Source organism: Streptomyces sp. CG4 (genome assembly GCF_041080655.1).
In the GTDB taxonomy this organism is placed as follows: Bacteria; Actinomycetota; Actinomycetes; order Streptomycetales; family Streptomycetaceae; genus Streptomyces.
This window is the reverse complement of sequence record NZ_CP163525.1, coordinates 2,484,743-2,500,545: the sequence shown is the minus strand read 5'-3', so window position 1 is coordinate 2,500,545 and position 15,803 is coordinate 2,484,743. Positions and strand designations below refer to the sequence as shown.

The window sequence follows — 15,803 nt, the reverse complement described above, 5'->3', positions numbered from 1 at the left end:
ACGGCGCTGTCGACGACCGGTGACGCACGTGACCGGACTCGGCCAATCCGACCGAGGCGTGTCGCGCACTCATGACGACAGTCACAAACAAGTGATAACTTCGAGGGACAGTGCAACGTACGGCACCGCCGCCCTAGGAGGCCGCACGTCATGAGTCCCTTCACCGGCTCCGCCGCCCGCACCTCCGACTGGGAGCACCTACGGGTCCAGCTCGCCGACGGGGTCGCCACCGTCACCCTCACCCGCCCCGAGAAACTCAACGCGCTCACCTTCGGCGCCTACGCCGACCTGCGCGACCTGCTGGCCGAGCTGTCCCGGGAGCGTGCCGTACGCGCCCTGGTGCTGGCCGGTTCCGGGCGGGGCTTCTGCTCCGGCGGCGACGTCGACGAGATCATCGGCGCCACCCTCGCCATGGACACGGCCCAGCTGCTCGACTTCAACCGGATGACGGGCCAGGTCGTACGGGCGATCCGTGAATGCCCGTTCCCGGTGATCGCCGCGGTGCACGGAGTGGCGGCGGGCGCCGGAGCGGTCCTGGCGTTGGCGGCCGACTTCCGCGTGGCGGACCCGACCGCCCGCTTCGCCTTCCTCTTCACCCGCGTCGGCCTGTCCGGCGGCGACATGGGCGCGGCCTATCTGCTGCCCCGGGTCGTCGGCCTCGGCCACGCCACCCGCCTGCTCATGCTGGGCGAACCGGTCCGGGCCCCCGAGGCCGAGCGCATCGGCCTGATCAGCGACCTCGCCGAGGAGGGCCGCGTGGACGAGACGGCGGCGGCTCTGGCCCGCCGCCTGGCGGACGGCCCCGCCCTGGCGTACGCCCAGACGAAGGCATTGCTGACAGCCGAGCTGGACATGCCGTTGGCGGCGTCCGTGGAACTGGACGCCTCGACCCAGGCCCTGCTGATGAACGGCGAGGACTACGCGGAGTTCCACGCGGCCTTCACGGAGAAGCGCCCGCCGAAGTGGCGGGGGAGGTGAGCCTTCATGCGCGTGGCGATCACCGGCGGCGGTCCGGGCGGCCTGTACGCGGCGGCGCTGCTGAAACGGCTCGACCCGACCCGTGAGATCACGGTCTGGGAACGCAACGCCCCCGACGAGACCTTCGGCTTCGGAGTCGTCCTCTCCGACGAAACACTGGGCGGCATCGAGCACGCCGACCCCGTGGTCTTCGAGGCCCTGCAAAGGGACTTCGTCCGCTGGGACGACATCGACATCGTGCACCGGGGCGTCACCCACCGCTCCGGCGGCCATGGCTTCGCCGCGCTCGGCCGCCGCCGCCTCCTGGAGATCCTGCACGAGCGCTGCCGCTCCCTCGGCGTGCGGATCGAGTTCCGTACCGAGGCCCCTCACCCGGACGCCCTCTCCGCCGAGTACGACCTCGTCATCGCCGCCGACGGGGTGCGCAGCACCACCCGCGAGACCTACGCCGAGGCGTTCCGCCCGACGCTGACCGAGCACCGCTGCCGCTACATCTGGCTCGCCGCCGACTTCCCCTTCGACGCCTTCCGCTTCGAGATCGCCGAGACCGAGTACGGCGTGCTGCAGCTGCACGGCTATCCGTACGCGGCCGACGCCTCCACCGTGATCATCGAAATGCGCGAAGAGGTGTGGAAGGCGGCGGGATTCGACGAAGTCACCCCCCAGGAATCCATCGAACGCTGCGCCAAGACCTTCGCCGAAGCCCTCCGCGGCCGCCCCCTGCGCTCCAACAACTCGGCCTGGACGACCTTCCGTACGGTGGTCAACGACCGCTGGTCGCACGGCAATGTCGTCCTCCTCGGCGACGCCGCGCACACCGCCCACTTCTCCATCGGCTCCGGCACCAAGCTCGCCGTGGAGGACGCGCTGGCCCTGGCCGCGTGCCTGCAGGAACAGCCGGACGTGCCCAGCGCGCTGGCGGCCTACGAGGAGGAGCGCAAACCCGTCGTCGCCTCCACCCAGCGCGCCGCCCGGGCCAGCCTCGAATGGTTCGAGAACCTGCCCCTCTATCTCCACCAGCCGTCCCGCCAGTTCGCCTTCAACCTGCTCACCCGCAGCCGCCGCGTCACCCACGACAACCTCCGGCTGCGTGACGCCCGCTTCACCGCGGCGGTCGAGCGCGAGTTCGGCTGCCCGCCCGGCACACCCCCGATGTTCACCCCGTTCCGGCTGCGCGGTCTGACCCTGCGCAACCGGGTCGTGGTGTCGCCGATGGACATGTACTCCGCGACCGACGGCCTCCCCGGCGACTTCCACCTCGTGCATCTCGGCGCCCGCGCCCTCGGCGGGGCCGGGCTCGTCATGACCGAGATGGTGTGCGTCAGCGAGGAGGGCCGCATCACGCCGGGCTGCACCGGTCTCTACACCGGCCGGCAGGCCGAGGCATGGCGGCGGGTCACCGACTTCGTGCACACCCAGACGCCCGGCACCGCGATCGGCGTACAGCTCGGCCACGCCGGCCGCAAGGGCTCCACCAAGCTGATGTGGGACGGCATCGACGAGCCGCTGCCCCACGGCAACTGGCCCCTCGTCGCCGCCTCCCCCCTGCCGTACAAGCCGGGCAGCCAGGTGCCGCGGCAGCTCTCCCGGGCCCAACTCACCGACATCCGCGAGCAGTTCACGGCCGCCGCCTGGCGGGCCGCGCGGGCCGGCTTCGATCTGCTGGAACTGCACTGCGCGCACGGCTATCTGCTCTCCGGCTTCCTGTCCCCGCTCACCAACCGGCGCACCGACGCCTACGGCGGCTCGCCGGAGCGGCGGCTGAGGTTCCCGCTGGAGGTCTTCGACGCCGTACGCGCGGTGTGGCCGGCCGAGCGGCCCATGACGGTCCGCATCTCGGCCACCGACTGGGCCGAGGGCGGTACGACCGCCGAGGACGCGGTGGAGATCGCCCGCGCCTTCGCCGCGCACGGGGCGGACGCGATCGACGTCTCCACCGGGCAGGTCGTGGCCGAGGAGCAGCCGGAGTTCGGGCGGTCGTACCAGACGCCGTTCGCCGACCGCATCCGGCACGAGGTGGGGGTCCCGGTGATCGCCGTCGGCGCGATCTCCTCCTGGGACGACGTCAACTCCCTGATCCTCGCCGGGCGTACGGACCTGTGCGCGCTGGCCCGTCCGCACCTGTACGACCCGCACTGGACCCTGCACGCGGCGGCCGAGCAGGGGTACGACGGACCGGGCGTCGGCTGGCCCGCGCCGTACCGGGCGGGCAGCCGGCGCCCGCAGACCGGGCGCACGGACGCCCCGAAGCCCCGGCTGACCCTGGACGGCTGATGGTCGGTGCCGCCTGCTGTACTCGGCCCGTGAGCGTGATTTTCGAGTACTTCCGGGCTGCCGACCGGGATGGCCCGACCCGGACAAAGTGCCCTACCCCCATGAGACGTATCCCCTGGCCGGGACCGCCTGGGACAGCGGGAGCTGGGACTACGAGGAAGCGGCGGAATGCGTGCGCATGTTCGTCGGCCTGGCGCAGCGGGCCAGGGCGGCCGGGGCGCAGCTGTACTGCCGGTTCTGCGCCTGACCCGCCTCGGAGCCCGGGTCACAGCCCCACGAACTCGGCCCCCGCGTCCCGCAGCCGCCTGTGCAGTCCCTGGAACACCTCCGCCGAGCGCACGCCCGGCCAGCCCGCCGGCAGCAGCTCGGTGGGCAGGCCGGGGTCGGTGTAGGGCAGATGGCGCCAGGAGTCGAGGGCGAGGAGGTAGTCGCGGTAGGCCTCCTCGGGCGGGGTGCCGGTACGGCGTTCCCAGGCGCGCAGCACCGGGGCGTGCGCGTCCAGGAAGCGCTCGTGCTCCTTGGCGATCGCGGCCAGGTCCCACCAGCGGGCGACCGCCTCGGCCGTCGGCGCGAAGCCGAGATGCTCGCCGCGGAAGAAGTCGACGTACGGATCGAGGCGCAGCCGGCGCAGGGTGTGCCGGGTCTCCTCGTACAGCCGGGCCGGGGCGATCCACACCCCGGGGGCCGCCGTGCCGAAGCCCAGGCCCGCCAGCCGGGAGCGCAGCACATGCCGCTTCTGCCGCTCCGACTCGGGCACGGAGAACACCGCGAGCACCCAGCCCGCGTCCGCCACGGGCGCGGTCGCGTAGATCCGCCGGTCGCCGTCCTCCAGCAACTGGCGTGCTTCCGGGGAGAGTTCATAGCCCGCCGCACCCTGCTCCGTACGGGCCGGCTGCAGCAGGCCGCGCCGTTTGAGCCGGGACACGGAGGAACGGACGGAGGGCGCGTCCACACCGACCGCGGCCAAGAGGCGGATCAGCTCGGAGACGGGCATCGGGCCGGACAGATAGCGGCCGTACGCCCCGTAGAGCGTGACGATGAGGGACCTGGGGGCGTGCTGCTCGGACACGTTGATCATTTTAGGTCGTCGGCGTCACTGCCGGTCACCTTCGTCGCGCAGCCGGAACCGCTGGAGTTTGCCGGTGGCCGTGCGGGGCAGGGCGTCCAGGAAGACGAACTCGCGCGGGCATTTGTACGGCGCCAGTTCCGCCTTGAGGTAGGCCCGCAGCGGCTCGGGGTCGCGCGGGACCCCCTTGCGCAGCACCGTGTAGGCCACGACGACCTGTCCGCGTGCCTCGTCGGGGCGGCCCACGACCGCCGCCTCCACCACGTCCGGGTGGCGCAGCAGCGCGTCCTCCACCTCCGGTCCGGCGATGTTGTACCCGGCAGAGATGATCATGTCGTCGGCGCGGGCCACATAGCGGAAGTAGCCGTCGGGCTCGCGGACGTAGGTGTCGCCGGTGATGTTCCAGCCGTCGCGCACATATCCGCGCTGGCGCGGATCGGCGAGATAGCGGCAGCCGACCGGGCCGCGCACGGCGAGCAGTCCGGGCTTCCCGTCGGGCACCGGCGCGCCATGCGCGTCCTGCACCCGCGCCTGCCAGCCCGGCACCGCCAGGCCCGTGGTGCCCGGTCTGATGGCGTCGTCGGCGGCGGAGACGAAGATGTGCAGCAGCTCGGTGGCGCCGATGCCGTTGATGATGCGGATGCCGGTGCGTTCGTGCCAGGCCTGCCAGGTGGCCGCGGGCAGGTTCTCGCCGGCCGACACACAGCGCCGCAGCGACGAGACGTCGTAGCCGTCGAGCTGCTCCAGCAGGGCGCGGTAGGCGGTCGGGGCGGTGAACAGGACCGAGACGCGGTGCTCGGCGATCGCGGGCAGCAACTGGCGGGCGCCGGCCTGCTCCAGGAGCAGGGAGCTGGCGCCGGCCCGCATCGGGAAGACCACAAGGCCGCCCAGGCCGAAAGTGAACCCGAGCGGGGGACTGCCCGTGAACACGTCGTCCGCCCGGGGCCGCAGCACATGCCGCGAGAAGGTGTCGGCTATGGCCAGCACATCGCGGTGGAAGTGCATACACCCTTTCGGGTGACCCGTCGTCCCCGAGGTGAACGCGATCAGGGCCACGTCGTCGGCCGCGGTGTCGACCGCCCGGTACGGCGTGCCGGGCCCGGGGCGGCCGAGGAGGTCGTCCGGGCCGTCCCCGCCGTACGTCGTGATGCGCAGCCCGGGGATGTCGGCCTTCGCCAGGTCGTCCACCGCCCGGATGTCGCACAGCGCGTGCCGCACCAGCGCGATGTCGCACAGCGTGGCCAGCTCGTGCGGGCGCTGCTGGGCCAGCACCGTGACGGCGATCGCGCCCGCCTTCAGCACGGCCAGCCAGCAGGCCGCGAGCCAGGGCGTGGTCGGGCCGCGCAGCAGCACCCGGTTGCCGGGGACCACGCCCAGGTCGCCGGTGAGGACGTGGGCGATCCGGTCGACCCGCGCACGCAGCTCGCCGTACGTCCAGGTCGGGCCGTCCGGGGTGTGGAAGACCGGGCGGCCCGGGTCGGCGTGGTCCAGCAGCTCCGCCGCGCAGTTCAGCCGGCCGGGGTAGCGCAGCTCCGGCAGGTCGAACCGCAGCTCGGGCCATTCGTCCGGCGGCGGCAGATGGTCGCGCGCGAAGGTGTCGACGTGGGCCGAGCGATGCATGGCGGTTCGCCCCCTTGCCGTGACAGACGTCGAGACGGGCGTCGTGGTGGGCACCGGCGTCCTGGTGGGCTCGCCCAACGAGCGTATCGTCTTGGTGACGGCAGTCAAGCTTGCGCGATAACGTCGGAAGGGTGACGAGGGGGGCGGGACCGAGGTCCCCCCCGGCAGGAACAGGGGGCAGGCAGACGCCCCCGGACGGCGCAGGGAAGGGCTGTGGCGGCCCCTCCCGGAGGGAGGACCGGCAGTGCCCGCATTCTCGCTCGAACCAGAGCAAACCGCCTGGTGTACCGAGCTGCGCACGCTGGCCGCGCAGCGGCTGCGGCCGCTCGCCGACAAGGGAGAACCAGGACACGTCAATCGGCCGCTCCTCACCGAACTCGGCCGACTCGGGCTGCTGGAGCGGCTGTTCACCTCCGGTGCGCTCGACCTGTGCCTGATGCGCGAGTCCCTCGCCCAGGCCTGCACCGAGGCCGAGACTGCCCTCGCCCTGCAGGGCCTGGGCACCCATCCGGTGCACGCCCACGGCAGCCCCGCCCAGAAGGAACGCTGGCTGCCCCGGGTCGCCGACGGCAGCGCGGTCGCCGCGTTCGCGCTGAGCGAGCCGGGCGCCGGTTCGGACGCGGCCGCGCTGTCCCTCGCGGCCGAGCCCGACGGGACCGGCGGCTGGCGCCTCACCGGCCAAAAGTGCTGGATCTCCAACGCCCCCGAGGCCGACTTCTACACCGTCTTCGCCCGTACCACCCCGGGCGTCGGCGCCCGCGGCGTGACCGCCTTCCTCGTCCCGGCCGACCGGCCCGGGCTCACCGGCAGCGCACTGGAGATGCTCTCGCCGCATCCCATCGGCGCCCTGGACTTCGCCGCCGTCCCGGTCACCGCGGCCGACGTGCTCGGCGAGAGAGACCGCGGCTTCGCCGTCGCCATGGGCACCCTGAACCTGTTCCGCCCCAGCGTCGGTGCCTTCGCGGTCGGCATGGCCCAGGCCGCGCTCGACGCCACCCTCGACCACACCGGCCGCCGCGAGGCCTTCGGCGGCCGGCTGAGCGACCTGCAGGCCGTCTCCCACCAGGTCGCCGAGATGGCGCTGCGCACGGAGGCCGCCCGGCTGATGGTGTACGCGGCGGCGACGGCGTACGACACGGGCGCCGCCGATGTGCCGGGGCGCGCGGCGATGGCCAAGCTGCTCGCCACCGAGACCGCGCAGTACGTCGTCGACACCGCGGTCCAGCTGCACGGCGCCCGCGCCCTGCGCCAGGGCCACCTCCTCGAACACCTCTACCGCGAGGTACGGGCCCCGCGCATCTACGAGGGCGCCAGCGAGGTCCAACGGGGCATCATCGCCAAGGAGTTGTACACCCGGACCCACCGCCAGGAGGCCCCGTGACGACCGAGCGCGTCAACCCGCCCGAGCTGTCCCCGCCCACGGGCTTCTCGCACGCCGTCGTCGCCGCCGGCTCCCGCGTGGTGTTCCTCGCCGGCCAGACCGCCCTCGACGCCGACGGCAAGGTCGTCGGTGACACGCTCCCCGAGCAGTTCGAGCGGGCCCTCGGCAACCTCCTCACGGCCCTGCGCGCGGCCGGCGGCACCCCCGCCGACCTCGCCCGGGTCACCGTCTACGCCACGGACGTCGCCGCGTACCGCGTCCATGCCCGACAACTCGGCCGGATCTGGCGGGAGTCGGCGGGCCGGGACTATCCGGCGATGGCGGTCGTGCAGGTCGTACGGCTGTGGGACGAACAGGCGCTGGTGGAACTGGACGGGTTCGCGGTGCTGCCGTAGACGGCGCGCGCCATGACCGCTCGGGCAGGCACGGTGGGCGCCGGTAGAAGGTTCAGGTCGCCAGGGTGCTCGCCATGACCGCTCGGGCAGCCACGGCGGGCGCCGGGTGAGGGTTCAGGCCGCTACCGCGAGGCGGTCTGCCGGGACCCGGCACGGCGGGACCACGCTGCCGTCCGGGTGCAGTTCGCCGCTGTCGTCGAAGACGATCGAGCCGTCGCACAGCAAGGTCCAACCCTGCTCGGGATGGGCGGCCACCGGGTGCCGCGGGGCGGGGCCGGACGCGGGGCACGAGGACTGGTCGGAGCACATGACGCACCTCCACATCGGGATGTGAGGGGCCGGCGGATGCGGCCGCAGCCCGTCATACCCAGACCATGCCCCCCGGCGTGAACGCCCCGGAACCGCCCGCGGTGAACCGTGACAACACCCGGACAACTCCCGGACGGTGCCGGGACGCGCCACCGAAGGAGTGACGGTCACGCCGGGCCGCCCGGCCGGCCGGTACCAGTGGTAGCCCGCAGCACATCCCCACCGGGAGGTACCCCTCATGCCAGCACGCCCCGCCCTCGCCGCGGCCCTCGGTGCCGCCGCCCTGCTGTGCGCCGCCGTCGCCCCCGCTGCCGCCGACTCGACCGACACCCTGACCATCGACAAGACCGGCCATGTCGCCAAGGACGGCACCATCACGCTCAGCGGCACCTATCGCTGCACGGGGGCCGACGGTGTGACCTTCGTCAGCTCCACGATCAGCCAGGGCGACCGCGCCACGGTGTACGGCATCGGGGGCGCCGCCGCCCAGTGCGACGGTGCCGAGCACCGCTGGGAGAACACCAGCAAGATCTCGCCGAACCCCCTCAAGGCCGGAAAGGCCCATGTGCGGGCGACGGTCACCGAACTGCGCTCCGGCGGCCTGCTGTTGCTGCCGGACTTCCACGCCGTCGAGGACCGGGACATCACGCTCGACCAGGAGTGAGGGGCGGGTCGGCGCCGAGCCGGCCGCCACGAAGGGGTGCCGGGGGCCGCGGGTCCGGCGCCGGCACCCACCGGCTCGTCTGCAGCACCCCGGAGATCCGCTGGGCCAGGCCATGTGACAGTGTTTCAACGTCGCCCAGCGGAAAAGGACTTGATCATGAGCGTAGAGTCCCTGCGGATCGGACTCCAGCTGCCCGCCCGGGAACAGGCGATCAAAGGCAGCTACGCAGCCGCCCCCCCTGCTCGACTTCGCGCGCCAGGCGGAAGCCCTCGGCTTCGACTCCGTCTGGACCGGCGACTTCCTCACCGCCCGCCCCCGCCTCGACCCCCTGGTCGTGCTGTCGGCCGTGGCGGCGGTCACCCACCGCATCACCGTCGGCACCGCCGCCCTCACCCCCGCCCTGCGCCACCCCCTCATCGGCGCCAACATGATCGCGAGTCTCAGCCATGTCGCCGCCGGCCGGCTGGTTCTCGGCCTCGGCTCCGGCTTCCCGCTGGCCGAGACCGAGGAGGAGTTCGCCTCGGTCGGCGCCTCCTACCAGGGCCGGGCCGGTCGCCTGGACGAGATCACCGCACTGTGGCGCACGGCCTGGCGCTCCGGCGAGGACGGCGAACCCACCGAGTTCGACGGGAAGTTCTGGCAGGCGGAACACCTGGACCGGCTCCCCGCACCGGCGGTGCCGGGCGGCCCGCCCCTCTGGCTGGCCGGCAGCGACACCCCCAGGGTGCTCGCCCGCGCGGCGACGCGCTACGACGGCTGGCTTCCCTACCTCCCGGACGTCGACGCCTACGCCCGCGCCCGCCGCCGTATCGCCGAACTCGCCGCGGAGGCCGGCCGCACGGTCACCCCTGCGCTGTACGCCACGATCACCGTGAACGGCAGTGAATCGGCCGCCAAGGCCGAACTGGAGCACTACATCAGCCGCTACTACGGCCGCTCCCCGGAGCAGATGAGCGGCATCCAGGCCTACGCCTGGGGCAGCGCCGAGAAGTGTGCCGAGTGGCTCGGCGGCTACGTCCGGGCCGGCGCCCGCCACCTGGTCGTACGCATCGGATCCCTCGACCCCGAGCCCCAGTTGAAGGAGATCGCCGAGGTGCTGCTGCCCGCGGTACGCGCCCTCGGCCCGTCCGTCACCGTGGAGAGTACGCAGTCGTGACAGAGGCGGATGACGGAGCCCGAACTCGGCGAGCGGGCAAGGAAGTCGGGTTCCCTCCCGGCCGGGACGTGCGACCATCCGCCATCGCCTGCTAGCCGGGCACCTCCTGCCCCCGCCGGACCATCGATCCCCCCGCCGGCCGGCGAAGCGCCGCCACGAACTTGTACCGCGATCCCCGGTACACCGACCGCACCCACTCCACCGGTCTGCCCTCCGCGTCCCGTGAGTGCCGGGACAGCAGCAGCATCGGCAGCCCCACGTCCGTGGCGAGCAACTGCGCCTCGCGCGGAGTCGACAGCGAGGTCTCGATGGTCTCGTCGGCCTCCGCGAGGTGCACGCCGTACACCTCGGCGAGCGCCGTGTACAGCGAGGGATACGTGGCCAGGGAGCCGCGCAGGCCCGGGAAGCGGCGGGTGGACAGGTGGGTCGTCTCGATCGCCATGGGGTCGCCGCTCGCCAGCCGCAGCCGCTCGATGCGCAGCACCCGCTCGCCGACGGCGATACCGAGCAGGCCCGCGAGCCGCTCGTCCGCCGGCACCTCCCCGATGTCCAGCACCTGTGAGGCGGGGGTGAGGCCCTGGGCCCGCATGTCCTCGGTGTGCGAGGTGAGCTGGAGGGTGCGGTACAGCTTGGGCTGGGCGACGAACGTGCCCTTGCCCTGGATGCGGTCGAGGCGGCCCTCGCCGACCAGTTCCTGCAGCGCCTGCCGGATGGTGGTCCGTGAGGTGTCGAAGCGGACGGCCAGCAGTCGCTCGGCCGGCATGGCCGAGCCGGGCCGCAGCTCCTCGGCCATGGCGAGCAGTTGCTGCTTGATCCGGTAGTACTTCGGCACGCGCGCGGTGCGGCCGGACGCCCCTCTGTGCGGCTGGGCGCTGCTGACGTCGGTGGTCATGCCTGCCTTCCCGGCTGTGTCGACGGTCTCCCGTTATAGCGACCAACTGCCCTATGGTCTAGTCCAACCCGCCGGTGCGGGTCCGGTCCGTTCGGAGGATGGGGCGAAAGGTGCGGATGCGGACGGACGCCCTCCGGTGACGTTCTCGTAACGGCCGGAATCGCCTTCCCGGACCACCCTTGACACCCCGAAAGGTCTAGGCCAAGCTCCACCGTACTGGTCTACACCATTAGTGGCCAGGTCCCGAGCCCTACGTGCAACAGCGTCGTACGCAGGTCACCGCCGAGGGCGTGGGGGGTCAGAGGCATCCCTGAGGAGGGTGGCGTGAAGCGCAAGCTCGCTGCCGCGATCGTGATCGCGGGCATGATGGTCTCCGTTGCGGCGTGTGGCGGAAACAGCAGCAAGGACAGTGGCAAGGACGCGGGACCGGACAGCTGGAAGGGCCAGACGCTGACGGTCTGGACCATGACCGGCTCCGCGCCGCCGCAGTGGACCAAGGACGTCCAGGCCGCCTTCGAGAAGAAGACCGGCGCGAAGGTCAAGTTCGAGATCCAGAAGTGGGACGGGATCCAGCAGAAGATCACCACCGCCCTCTCCGAGGACAACCCGCCGGACGTCCTGGAGGTCGGCAACACCCAGACCCCCGCCTATGCGGCCACCGGCGGCCTCGCCGACCTCTCGGACGTCAAGAAGGAGATCGGCGCCGACTGGACGCCCTCGCTCTCCCAGTCCTCGGTGTACGAGAGCAAGCAGTACGCCGCCCCCTGGTACTTCGCCAACCGCGTCGTCCTCTACAACAAGGCGATCTGGGCGAAGGCCGGCATCACGGCCACCCCGAAGACCCGCGACGAGTTCTTCAAGGACCTCGACACCATCGGCAAGAAGACCGACGCCGAGCCGCTCTACCTGCCGGGCCAGAACTGGTACTTCCTCGACGGCCTGATCATCGGCCAGGGCGGCGACCTGGTGAAGAAGCAGGGCGGCAAGTACGTCTCCAACCTCGCCGACCCGAAGGTCGCCGCGGCCATGGAGATCTACAAGAAGTACGCCGCCTACTCCAAGGCACCCAAGGACAAGGACGAGGCCACCCCGCAGCAGGCCACGATCTTCGCCAAGGGCAAGACCGGCGCCATGATCGGCATGGGCTGGGAGGCCGGCACCGCCATCCAGACCGACAAGTCCATCGAGAAGGACCTCGGCTACTTCACCATCCCCGGCGCCACCGCCGACAAGCCCGAGGGCGTCTTCCTCGGCGGCTCCAACCTCGCCGTCGCCCAGAACAGCAAGAAGCAGTCCCTGGCCAAGGAGTTCCTGAAGATCGCCCTGAACGACCAGTACGAGGGCGAACTGGCCAAGCTCAACGGCATCGTCCCCAACAAGACCTCCCTGCAGAGCAACCTCAAGGGCAACGCCGCCGCCGAGGCCGCCGCGCCCGCCGCCGCGGGCGGCGGCACCACCCCGCTGATCCCGGAGTGGGCCGCGGTGGAGAACACCCCGAACCCGATCAAGTCCTACATGACCGCGGTGCTCACCGGTAAGGACCCGGCCGCGGCCGCCAAGGACGTCGAGGGCGAGATCAACAAGCGCCTGGCCCAGCAGAACTGATGACCCGCCGGGGGCGCCGCCGCAGGCGCCCCCGGCTCCCCGCGCCGTCCGCACGTACGGCACGGGGAGTTCGTACGGCCACGGAAGAGATGGCAATTCATGTCAGTGCAGACCGAAGGCACGGACACGGCCGGGGAGCCCGCTGTCCGCAAGGCCCGGATACCGGGGCCGCCGCGGGGTGCGGACCGTGACTCCGGGTCCCCGTCCCGCCGCGGCGTTGCCGCCCCCTACCTGCTCCTGCTGCCCGCGCTGCTGGCCACGGTGGTCCTGCTCGGCTGGCCCCTGGTCAAGAACGGCATCCTGTCGTTCCAGAACCTCAACCCGCGGCAGCTCATCCAGCACCTCACCGAGTGGAACGGCATCGAGAACTACCGGCAGGTGCTGTCCGAGCCGGAGTTCTGGCACGTCGTAGAGCGCACCGTCTTCTTCACCGCCGCCAACGTGGTCCTCATCATGGGGCTCGGCACCCTGATCGGGCTGCTGCTGGCCCGGCTCGGGAAGAAGACACGGCTGTTGCTCATGGTGGGCCTCGTCCTGGCCTGGGCGATGCCCCCGGTCGCCGCCACCACCGTCTACCAGTGGCTGTTCGCCCAGCGCTTCGGCGTCGTCAACTGGGCCCTGGACAAGCTCGGCTGGCACTCCATGGCCGGCCACAACTGGCTCGGCAGCCAGTTCTCCACCTTCTCCGTGGTCGTCCTGCTCATCGTGTGGCAGTCGATCCCGTTCGTGGCGATCAACCTCTACGCCGCCACCACCACGATCCCCAAGGAGCTGTACGAGGCCGCGTCCCTGGACGGCGCCGGCGCCTGGCAGAGCTTCACCTCGGTGACCCTGCCCTTCCTGCGGCCATTCCTGTACGCCACGACCTTCCTCGAGGTCATCTGGGTCTTCAAGGCGTTCACCCAGATCTTCGCGATCAACCAGGGCGGCCCCGACCGCCTCACCGAGACGCTGCCGATCTACGCCTTCGTCGAGGGCGTCGGCAACCAGCACTTCGGCGTCGGCGCGGCGATCTCCTTCCTGACCATCCTGATCCTGCTCGTCATCACCTCGTACTACCTGCGCATGGTGCTCAAGCAAGAGGAGGACGAGCTGTGAAGCGCTCGCTCTTCGGCCGTATTTGGCCCAACGCGACCGCCGCCGTCCTCTTCGTCGGCTTCGTGTTCCCCGTCTACTGGATGTTCGCGACGGCCTTCAAGCCGACCGGCGACATCATCTCCGAGAACCCGGTGTGGTTCCCGACGGACGTCACCCTCAGCCACTTCAAGAAGGCGATCGACGCCGACCACTTCTGGACGCTGGTCGCCAACTCCGTGACCGTGACGGTCCTTTCGGTCGTCTTCTCGCTCGTCATCGCGCTCTTCGCGGCCTTCGCCCTGGCCCGGATGCGGTTCAAGGGCAGGCGCGGGCTCATCGTGACGTTCATGCTGGCGCAGATGGCCCCCTGGGAGGTCATGGTCATCGCCATCTACATGATCGTCCGCGACAACGACATGCTGGACAGCCTGGTCCCGCTCACCGTCTTCTACACGATGATGGTGCTCCCGCTGACCGTCCTGACACTGCGCGGCTATGTGGCCGCCGTGCCGAAGGACCTGGAGGAGGCGGCCATGGTCGACGGCTGCACCCGCTTCCAGGCCTTCGTCCGGGTCATCCTCCCGCTGCTGGCCCCCGGTCTGATGGCGACCTCGCTGTTCGGGTTCATCACCGCCTGGAACGAGTTCCCGCTCGTCCTGATCCTCAACAAGGACATCGACAAGCAGACGCTGCCGCTGTGGCTGTCGCAGTTCCAGACCGCGTTCGGCGACGACTGGGGCGCCACCATGGCCGCCTCGTCCCTGTTCGCGCTGCCCATCCTGATCCTCTTCATCTTCCTGCAACGCAAGGCTGTCAGCGGTCTGACCGACGGCGCCGTGAAGGGATGACGCCCGATGACCACACTCGCCACCGGTGCGGACACCCTCACCCGCGACGCCCTCGCGGTGCTCCAGCCCGGGTTCGCCGGCACCACCGCCCCCGACTGGGTGCGCCGCCGCCTCGGTGAGGGCCTCGCCTCCGTCGCCCTGTTCGGCCGCAACGTCGTCACCGAGGACCAAGTCACCGCGCTCACCGCGCAGTTGCGCGCCGAACGGGACGACCTCCTCGTCGCCATCGACGAGGAGAGCGGCGACGTCACCCGCCTCGACGTCCGCACCGGCTCCTCCTTCCCCGGCAACCACGCCCTCGGCGCCGTCGACGACCCCGACCTCACCCGGGCCGTCTCCCGCGAACTGGGCCGGCGCCTCTCCGCCTGCGGTGTCAACTTCGACTGGGCACCCTCCGCCGACGTCAACGCCAACCCCGACAACCCCGTCATCGGCGTCCGCTCCTTCGGCGCGAGCACCGCCCTGGTCGCCCGGCACACCGCCGCCTGGGTCGAGGGCCTGCAGTCCACCGGCGTCGCCGCCTGCACCAAGCACTTCCCGGGCCACGGCGACACCAACGTCGACTCCCACCACGCCGTGCCCCGCATCGACGTCGACGCCGACACCCTCTACGCCCGCGAACTGCCCCCGTTCCGCGCGGCCATCGCCGCCGGCACCCGGGCGATCATGAGCGCGCACATCCTCGTGCCCGCCCTCGACCCCGACCGCCCCGGCACCCTCTCCCGCCGCATCCTCACCGACCTGCTGCGCGACGAACTCGGCTACCAGGGCCTGATCGTCACCGACGGCATGGAGATGCGCGCGATCTCCGGGACCTACGGACTGGAGTACGGCGTGGTCCTCGCGATCGCGGCCGGCGCCGACGCCATCTGCGTCGGCGGCGGACTGTGCGACGAGGGCACGGTCCTGGGGCTCCGGGACGCCCTCGTGGCCGCCGTACGCTGCGGCGAACTGCCCGAGGAACGGCTCGCCGACGCGGCCGCCCGGGTGCGGAAGCTGGCCGCCTGGACCACCCGGGCACGCGGCGGGGCGGACATCGAGCCCCAGCCGGAGATCGGCCTCGTCGCGGCCCGCCGCGCGCTGCGCGTGACCCGTACCGGCACCGCCGCCCCGCTCAACACCCCTGTGCACGTCGCCCAGTTCGAACCGGAGCGCAACATCGCCGTCGGCGACCAGACCCCCTGGGGCGTCGCCGCCGAGCTGAAGCGGCTGCTGCCCGGCACCGACGCCGCCTCCTTCTCCGGCGACGGAGCCGGCGAAGCGGCCCTCGCCGCCTTGCGGGGCCGCCGGATCGTCGCCGTGGTCCGCGACGAACACCGCCACCCCTGGATGGGCGCCGCCCTCGACACCCTGCTCACCGCCCGCCCCGACACCGTCGTCGTGGAGATGGGCCTGCCGCAGGCCGCCCCGCGCGGCGCCCTGCACATCGCCGCCTACGGCGCCGCCCGGGTCTGCGGAGTGGCGGCGGCGGAGGCCGTCGTCGCGGGCTGACCCACGGGTTCACCGGCCGCCCGCCGGCGCGGGCGGCCCGCTCGATC

At 71.8% G+C, this 15,803-nt stretch carries 15 protein-coding genes; 11 read left to right on the top strand and 4 right to left on the bottom strand.

Annotated features, from left to right (window positions below; genetic code table 11):
- The first annotated feature begins 150 nt into the window (after positions 1 to 150).
- The 3 genes from AB5L52_RS11360 (at position 151) to AB5L52_RS11350 (ending at position 3,499) form a co-directional block, all read left to right on the top strand.
- The gene (locus AB5L52_RS11360; protein ID WP_351563870.1) at positions 151 to 978 is read left to right on the top strand and encodes an enoyl-CoA hydratase family protein; all 828 of its coding nucleotides are present in this window, start codon (positions 151 to 153) and stop codon (positions 976 to 978) included.
- Positions 979 to 984: 6 nt separating this feature from the next.
- On the top strand, positions 985 to 3,252 hold the full coding sequence (locus tag AB5L52_RS11355) for a bifunctional salicylyl-CoA 5-hydroxylase/oxidoreductase (RefSeq protein ID WP_369363748.1): 2,268 nt from the start codon (positions 985 to 987) through the stop codon (positions 3,250 to 3,252).
- A gap of 88 nt (positions 3,253 to 3,340) precedes the next feature.
- Entirely contained in the window at positions 3,341 to 3,499 is a 159-nt protein-coding gene (locus AB5L52_RS11350; RefSeq protein ID WP_369363746.1) for a hypothetical protein, read from the top strand.
- Positions 3,500 to 3,517: 18 nt separating this feature from the next.
- Here the strand turns inward: AB5L52_RS11350 and AB5L52_RS11345 are convergent, their stop codons facing one another.
- Positions 3,518 to 4,330: a PaaX family transcriptional regulator C-terminal domain-containing protein gene (locus AB5L52_RS11345; protein WP_351015800.1), complete on the bottom strand. Its 813-nt coding sequence runs from the start codon at positions 4,328 to 4,330 to the stop codon at positions 3,518 to 3,520.
- 15 nt (positions 4,331 to 4,345) lie between these two features.
- Positions 4,346 to 5,938, bottom strand: a complete 1,593-nt coding sequence (locus AB5L52_RS11340; protein ID WP_369363744.1) for an AMP-binding protein — start codon at positions 5,936 to 5,938, stop codon at positions 4,346 to 4,348.
- A gap of 244 nt (positions 5,939 to 6,182) precedes the next feature.
- Here AB5L52_RS11340 and AB5L52_RS11335 point away from each other — a divergent pair, with 244 nt between their 5' ends.
- Both AB5L52_RS11335 and AB5L52_RS11330 read left to right on the top strand, forming a co-directional pair.
- On the top strand, positions 6,183 to 7,319 hold the full coding sequence (locus AB5L52_RS11335) for an acyl-CoA dehydrogenase (protein WP_351015794.1): 1,137 nt from the start codon (positions 6,183 to 6,185) through the stop codon (positions 7,317 to 7,319).
- The gene (locus AB5L52_RS11330) at positions 7,316 to 7,714 is read left to right on the top strand and encodes a RidA family protein (protein WP_351015791.1); all 399 of its coding nucleotides are present in this window, start codon (positions 7,316 to 7,318) and stop codon (positions 7,712 to 7,714) included. The genes AB5L52_RS11335 and AB5L52_RS11330 overlap by 4 nt, the downstream gene beginning before the upstream one ends.
- A gap of 114 nt (positions 7,715 to 7,828) precedes the next feature.
- On the opposite strand, the gene AB5L52_RS11325 is transcribed toward AB5L52_RS11330, so the two are convergent.
- Positions 7,829 to 8,023, bottom strand: a complete 195-nt coding sequence (locus AB5L52_RS11325; RefSeq protein ID WP_351563863.1) for a DUF5999 family protein — start codon at positions 8,021 to 8,023, stop codon at positions 7,829 to 7,831.
- Positions 8,024 to 8,261: 238 nt separating this feature from the next.
- On the opposite strand from AB5L52_RS11325, the gene AB5L52_RS11320 reads away from it, so the two are divergent.
- Together AB5L52_RS11320 and AB5L52_RS11315 are read left to right on the top strand one after the other, a co-directional pair.
- A complete protein-coding gene (locus AB5L52_RS11320) occupies positions 8,262 to 8,687 on the top strand; it encodes a DUF6299 family protein (RefSeq protein WP_369363742.1) in 426 nt (141 codons plus the stop codon).
- A gap of 238 nt (positions 8,688 to 8,925) precedes the next feature.
- A complete protein-coding gene (locus AB5L52_RS11315; protein WP_369368853.1) occupies positions 8,926 to 9,843 on the top strand; it encodes an LLM class flavin-dependent oxidoreductase in 918 nt (305 codons plus the stop codon).
- Between the two features lie 91 nt (positions 9,844 to 9,934).
- Here AB5L52_RS11315 and AB5L52_RS11310 read toward each other — a convergent pair whose 3' ends face one another.
- A complete protein-coding gene (locus AB5L52_RS11310) occupies positions 9,935 to 10,735 on the bottom strand; it encodes a GntR family transcriptional regulator (RefSeq protein ID WP_351015780.1) in 801 nt (266 codons plus the stop codon).
- A gap of 324 nt (positions 10,736 to 11,059) precedes the next feature.
- Between AB5L52_RS11310 and AB5L52_RS11305 the strand changes: the two genes are divergently transcribed.
- The 4 genes from AB5L52_RS11305 to AB5L52_RS11290 all read left to right on the top strand — a co-directional run bounded on the left by AB5L52_RS11305 (position 11,060) and on the right by AB5L52_RS11290 (position 15,756).
- Positions 11,060 to 12,340: an extracellular solute-binding protein gene (locus AB5L52_RS11305; protein ID WP_369363740.1), complete on the top strand. Its 1,281-nt coding sequence runs from the start codon at positions 11,060 to 11,062 to the stop codon at positions 12,338 to 12,340.
- A 99-nt stretch (positions 12,341 to 12,439) separates the two neighbouring features.
- A complete protein-coding gene (locus AB5L52_RS11300) occupies positions 12,440 to 13,438 on the top strand; it encodes a carbohydrate ABC transporter permease (protein WP_369363738.1) in 999 nt (332 codons plus the stop codon).
- Positions 13,435 to 14,265: a carbohydrate ABC transporter permease gene (locus tag AB5L52_RS11295; RefSeq protein ID WP_351015772.1), complete on the top strand. Its 831-nt coding sequence runs from the start codon at positions 13,435 to 13,437 to the stop codon at positions 14,263 to 14,265. Before AB5L52_RS11300 ends, AB5L52_RS11295 begins: the two co-directional genes overlap by 4 nt.
- 6 nt (positions 14,266 to 14,271) lie before the next feature.
- Complete coding sequence (locus AB5L52_RS11290; RefSeq protein ID WP_369363736.1) at positions 14,272 to 15,756, top strand: glycoside hydrolase family 3 protein; 1,485 nt, start codon at positions 14,272 to 14,274, stop codon at positions 15,754 to 15,756.
- The last annotated feature ends 47 nt before the right edge of the window (positions 15,757 to 15,803 follow it).